The sequence below is a fragment of the Frankia sp. AgKG'84/4 genome, from assembly GCF_023242965.2.
Lineage (GTDB): Bacteria > Actinomycetota > Actinomycetes > Frankiales > Frankiaceae > Frankia.
In genome coordinates, this window is record NZ_JALKFU020000758.1 from 1 (window position 1) to 1,188 (window position 1,188).

At 75.9% G+C, this 1,188-nt stretch carries 1 protein-coding gene and 1 pseudogene; both read left to right on the forward strand.

Annotation, left to right across the window (positions count from 1 at the left end; all coding sequences use genetic code 11):
* The first annotated feature begins 178 nt into the window (after positions 1 to 178).
* The gene (pgeF, locus tag MXD58_RS25005; RefSeq protein WP_248840057.1) at positions 179 to 865 is read left to right on the forward strand and encodes a peptidoglycan editing factor PgeF; all 687 of its coding nucleotides are present in this window, start codon (positions 179 to 181) and stop codon (positions 863 to 865) included.
* Positions 862 to 1,188, forward strand: a pseudogene (locus MXD58_RS25010) (YggS family pyridoxal phosphate enzyme); the annotation flags it as partial. The gene pgeF and the pseudogene MXD58_RS25010, both read left to right, overlap by 4 nt.

Genomic DNA, 1,188 nt, shown 5'->3' on the forward strand with positions numbered 1-1,188 from the left:
GGAGCCGGTCGAGCCGGCCGTCGTAGACCACGGCCAGCAGCACCGGGTCGAGCCGCCGCGGGTCGCCGCGCCCCGGCCGACCTACCCGCCGCGCCGGCCGGTGCGCCAGGTCGCCGACGACGACGAGCTGGACGTGCCGGACTTTCTCAAGTGAGCGGTCCCGGGGGAGACTCCGGTCATGCCGGTTCTCGTCACCTCGCGGGCGGGCGGCGTCAGCGCGCCGCCCTTCGCCGGGCTCAACCTCGGTGACCATGTCGGCGACGCCGCGCCGTCGGTTCTGGCCAACCGGCGGCGCCTCGCCGAGCGGGTCGGACTGCCGGTGCAGTACATGCGCCAGGTCCATGGCAGCCGGGCCGTCCTCGCCCGGGAACCCGGACCGCCGCCGGAGGCGGACGCGCTGGTGACGGACGTCCCCGGGCTGGCACTGGCGGTGATGGTCGCCGACTGCGCCCCGGTGCTGTTCGAGGCGACGGGCGCCGTCGGGGTTGCCCACGCCGGCCGGGGTGGCATGGCCCGGGGCGTCATCGGCGCGACCCTCGCGGCCTTCGGCGAGCTCGGCATCGAGGCGGACGAGCTTTCGGTGACGGTTGGTCCCTGCGTGTGCGCGGGATGTTACGAGGTGCCGGCGTGGCTACGGGACGAGGTCGACCGGCAGGTCCCGGGCAGCTCCGCCACGACGCGGCAGGGGACGGCCTCGATCGACCTGCGTGCCGGGATCGTCGGCCAGCTTCGCTATTCGGGTGTGATCGACATCGCAGTCTCGCCGCGCTGCCCGGCGGAGGACGCCGAGCTGTACTCCTTCCGCCGTGACGGCCGCACCGGCCGATTCGCTGGCCTGGCCTGGCTCGGCGGAGCGGGGGCGTGACGGGCCGGCCACCACCGGCCCCCGCCCGCACCGGTGACGCGGCGGACGACCCGCGGCGCCGCGCCCGTCTGGTGGACCGGCTCGCCGCCGTGCGGGAGCGGATCGGCGCGGCCGCGCGCGACGCCGGGCGCGATCCGGGGGACCTCACCCTCATTGCGGTGAGCAAGACGTACCCCGCCGAGGACGTAGTGATCCTGCGCACACTCGGGGTCGGGCACTTCGCCGAGAACCGTGATCAGGAGGCCGGCCCGAAGGTGAATCTCGTCACCCAACGGCTCGGCGGTGCGGCGGCGGCCCGGGACGGCGCGGCCGGCGGGGTGCCC

Coding starts and splice junctions, on each gene's coding strand:
- pgeF (WP_248840057.1), top strand. CDS start 179: ATGCCGGTTCTCGTCACCTCGCGGGCGGGCGGCGTCAGCGCGCCGCCC.